Below are 4,137 nucleotides of genomic sequence, written 5' to 3'. Positions count from 1 at the left end.
GAACCATGAAACGGATGTAGGCTACCCTGCTCACCGCAGCCCAGTCGGCAGTGCTTAGTCTCGCCGCCTTCGCGCTCTGCGCCCCTAATAACGTTCGAGGCGACATCGTAGATAACTGCCCCACCACGGGCTATAGCTGCACGGCCTTTCATACCTGCCCAACCGCGACCTTCTGCGTTGCGCAGAGTATGAACTGCCAAGGGCCGGGCATCTTGTGGCAATATACGATGGCCTACACGGAATACATGTGCAAAAACCTCAACGGGCCTGGCACCGTCGTGTGCACCAAGTGCCTTGATCCCGCACAAGAAGGCTGCTGCTACACTCAAACCGGGCCGGTAAAGTGCCCCTTCATCTGTCAGTCCTCCATGTCCAGCTAAGCCATGCCTTGAGGTAGCCCTAGAGAGCTATTGCAAAACCGTTGCCTTCTAGGGCTGCCACACTTGCAAATATAAAGAAAAGCAAGCTATAATTGAAAACGAAAAAGAGCCTGTTAAATTAAGGATGATCTATGCCCTTTCTCTAATCTTATTATGGAGGTCTAAAGATGCAAAAACGAAGCGGTTCCTATCTAGGCTTCACCCTCATCGAGCTGCTTGTGGTGATAGCCATCATCGCCCTGCTGGCTGCCCTCCTCTTCCCCGTCCTCTCCTCCGCCAGACAGAAGGGAAGACAAACCGTGTGCATCTCCAATCTTCACCAGATCGGTATCGCCTTCCATCTCTATCAACAGGATTACGATGGCCAGCGTCCCTCGCTGCTAGGCAGGCTTGTGCCCACCTACATCTCCGCTCCAAAACTGCTGCTCTGCCCCGACGACACTACCGGCAACTACGGCTATTGGAGCTTTGACGTTCTTTCCACCCCCCATTTCTCCTATCCGCATCCCACCTCCTATAACTACTTTGTACCCTGTCCTTCCTATAAATGCGATGCGGGAGACCTGAGCGAAACCTATTGGAAGGCTTTGAAGGCTATGTCACCCTCTTCGGTAGGGGTTATTCTCGACTTTAATCATGGCTACCCCATTCCGAATCATCCAGAAGTGTGCAAGTGGGCACCTGAAGTTCCAAATTGCCCACCTAACGTTTACCAAAAGGAGGGCACCACGCTTCGGCTGAACCTCGACGGCTCGGTGCGGGTGCTGCAGATAAAGTTTCCGGGTGACGGATTTTGGCCCTGGTATGCCATGGTCTACAATCCGGGGCAACCCGTGCCGGATAGCCCTGTCAAAGGATAAGCCGATGCAGTCGTTCCTTTCACCGGAGGGGTTGAGGCGCCTGCTGTGGCATGTAGGACTGCTTCTATGTGCCGCTTTGATCGGCGCTCTTGTCTTTCTGGTTGTTACCGATGTGGCCTTCGGCCTCGGTTTCTACAGCCATTGGGCATTTGCGCCTGCGGCACAACGCGGGGCGGTAGTCGGCTTGCTTTTTGAACTGCTGCGTCAACTTTTTCCTCGATTTCGCCCCTCTTCCCTCCTCTTGCTAACAGCCCTGGTGCCATCTCTTTTCTTAAACAGCATCAGCATCTATCTCATGAGCCACGGTTATGACCTTCCTAACAGCCGGTCTGAAGCTATCCGCTATCTTGGCGTGGAGTTCATCTACATGTTTTCGGCTAGTGGTCTTACCGGTTTAGCGATCTACGCCCTCTGGAAGGAAGCCCCACCGCTTCCCCATTCAGGAGAGCCAAGATGAAGCCTCCAAGTGCAAATGCCGTTAAACAGGCCTGCATCCGCCTTTTGCTGGGCGGTGTGTTGGGGGGATGTGGCTGGTTTCTGTGCGAGTTTCTTGCCAGTTTTCTTACTTTGGAGTTGGGCCTAGAGGGCACCCCCTCGCTCAAATCTCAACTTGGGACATGGTTTAAATATTTTATATTCACAAGCGACATTGTCCCTAGGGACGTTTTTCTCAGCGTTCTTGTAGGGGGCTACGTGGTGTGGCGCTGGCGACGCAAGAAGGAGGCTTTTTTGGCAGCGTGTGTTGCCTTCTTTGCATATCAATATAGTTTAGCGGTTCTAGATTACATAGGCAGCCTCAATATGTCGGCTCATGACGATCCTTATCTTACCCAGCACTTAGAACAAGCCATTCGCAACCTGCTGACGCTATACATCGGCAAGTACCTTCTGGAGGCCGTTGTGTTCGGCCTGCTTATTGCATGGATACCACCACTTCTTCTAAACAGGCTAGGGCTGGAGGAGTCCCGGGCATCCTCGGCTCAAGCTAAAGCCAGTCCCTAGCTACAGTCTATTACAATATGACAAAAGGATCTTGAAGATGCTTGGCATTATAAACAGTCCAGAACTGAACCCAGAACGACAGACCGATCCGCAGACGCTTGTTGGCTCCCAGGTGGCCGGGCGAGAGTTTGTCAGGCATCTTATCCGATGGTGGCCTGAAGAGGTTGCTATTAGCGTGCCATCAACTCAAATGGCTGGTTTCCAAAGGGAGCTTACTCGTTATCGCGAAAACTTAGGGATGAAGCTGAAAATTGCATATGTTGCAATTAACAAGGATCAAAACAACCATGAGCAACGATGGTGAACGAGATATTCCTAAGCTTTATCAAGAGGTCTGTCGCAAACTACAGGCCTATGCGCCAAACCAAGAGGAACTTCTGGAAGCCGTTCAGGAAGCCTGGACACGCTGTTTTGAGCATCATAAGCAGAATTTACCCGATAACGAACTTGTCGCCTGGCTGGTGGCAACGGGCAAAAACTATCTCATTGACAAACAGCGTGCAAAGAAACGCCAAAATAGCATGCAAGTACAGCTAGCTTACATTCTCGATAGAGATATCGCCTGTGAGAAAGACTTTGACTACAAGGAAAAGTCGGTCTGTATCCTTCAACTCGCCCAATCGCTCTCTCAAGAAGAGTGTCAAATTCTCCTCCTCGTCCTGTCCGGCAACGACCTCAAAACTATTGCTGATATGCTTGAACTCCGATATCCCACGGTGGTGAAGCGCTATCAAAGAGCATGTCAACACATTCGGGCACGCTATCAAGAAGCCTGCGACAACATAGAAGGAACATCTCCGCTTCAAGAGGAGTCCAGCCACTCTCTGGGCGAGGGGAATACGACTGCCAGTCTGGAGAAAGACAGTGCTTCTTAAGCGATTTTATCACATCACAGAACAGGGAGCGTTCACAATGAAAAAAGCAACAACCTTCTATCCGTTTCTCTACAGTAGCCTTGCTTTGCTGGTCGCAGCGGTACTCTGCCAGGCAAAGCCTCCCACGCCTCACGCGCTCGTAAAGCCTGTGCCCCCTCCTAGAGGCGCAGCTATCCTGTTAGGAAACCAGCCCCCTAGGCTTTGGCAGCCCATAACGGGAACACCCATGGCTCTTCGCGGTGCACCCGCCCCCAAAAACACCTTCCCATGGGGCTTCGCAAACGGTGTGCTCACGATTAAGCCCGGAACCGGCGACATTTGGGATGTGTGGAGCTTTCCCCATGGCCATATTCATCTGGAGTTCTTGATCCCGCCGCATCCCAAAAGAAGCACACCCTACCGCAGCGGTGTGCTGCTCCACGGTGTCTACGAGATATGCATAGCCGACTCGTACGGACAACCTCTCACCACCCAGAGCTGCGGTGCCCTCTATAAAACACAGGCGCCGTTGGTCAATGCGGCCTTACCCGCCGGCAAGTGGCAGGCCCTCGACATCTATTTCCGTGCTGCGCTCTACCATCACGGCCAAATGGTGCAGAAACCGATCATCACGGTCTACCTTAACGGCATTCGGGTGCTTGATCATGTGGCTCTGCAAAGCCCCACTCCAGAAGCCCCGATGCCGTATTCCCCTCAACACGATGAACTTGGGAACGGCTTTGATGCGATGAACATCGCATTGGCCGATCATGGCTGCCCGGTTCGTTTTCGCAACATCTGGTATACAGGGTAGTTTAGAGAGGAAGGAGGGGGCATTACAAACGCTGTCCAAAAACGTCCCTGTCAAACGTTTATAATGTAGTTTATTGCCCTATAGGGTGGTAAACCAGGAGGTGAACCATGAAACGGATGTAGGCTACCCTGCTCACCGCAGCCCAGTCGGCAGTGCTTAGTCTCGCCGCCTTCGCGCTCTGCGCCCCTAATAACGTTCGAGGCGACATCGTAGATAACTGCCCCACC

At 52.4% G+C, this 4,137-nt stretch carries 6 protein-coding genes; all 6 read left to right on the top strand.

Annotated elements, in window-relative coordinates:
* Positions 1-547 precede the first annotated feature (547 nt).
* From VKV18_RS11935 to VKV18_RS11910, 6 genes are read left to right on the top strand one after another with little or no spacing between them, the layout of a single operon-like run.
* Positions 548-1,240: a type II secretion system protein gene (locus VKV18_RS11935; RefSeq protein ID WP_324204427.1), complete on the top strand. Its 693-nt coding sequence runs from the start codon at positions 548-550 to the stop codon at positions 1,238-1,240.
* 4 nt (positions 1,241-1,244) lie between these two features.
* Positions 1,245-1,697 carry a hypothetical protein gene (locus VKV18_RS11930; RefSeq protein ID WP_324204426.1) on the top strand — a complete coding sequence of 151 codons (453 nt, stop codon included), beginning with the start codon at positions 1,245-1,247 and terminating at the stop codon, positions 1,695-1,697.
* On the top strand, positions 1,694-2,242 hold the full coding sequence (locus VKV18_RS11925) for a hypothetical protein (RefSeq protein WP_324204425.1): 549 nt from the start codon (positions 1,694-1,696) through the stop codon (positions 2,240-2,242). The genes VKV18_RS11930 and VKV18_RS11925 overlap by 4 nt, the downstream gene beginning before the upstream one ends.
* Before the next feature lie 37 nt (positions 2,243-2,279).
* The gene (locus VKV18_RS11920; RefSeq protein WP_324204424.1) at positions 2,280-2,546 is read left to right on the top strand and encodes a hypothetical protein; all 267 of its coding nucleotides are present in this window, start codon (positions 2,280-2,282) and stop codon (positions 2,544-2,546) included.
* Positions 2,530-3,117 (top strand): sigma-70 family RNA polymerase sigma factor, encoded by a 588-nt coding sequence (locus tag VKV18_RS11915; protein WP_324204423.1) that lies wholly within the window; start codon positions 2,530-2,532, stop codon positions 3,115-3,117. Before VKV18_RS11920 ends, VKV18_RS11915 begins: the two co-directional genes overlap by 17 nt.
* Positions 3,118-3,154: 37 nt before the next feature.
* Complete coding sequence (locus tag VKV18_RS11910) at positions 3,155-3,910, top strand: DUF1080 domain-containing protein (protein ID WP_324204422.1); 756 nt, start codon at positions 3,155-3,157, stop codon at positions 3,908-3,910.
* Positions 3,911-4,137 lie beyond the last annotated feature (227 nt).

This window comes from Chthonomonas sp. (genome assembly GCF_035294505.1).
Taxonomy (GTDB): domain Bacteria; phylum Armatimonadota; class Chthonomonadetes; order Chthonomonadales; family Chthonomonadaceae; genus Chthonomonas.
This window is presented reverse-complemented; position numbering and strand designations above follow the sequence as displayed.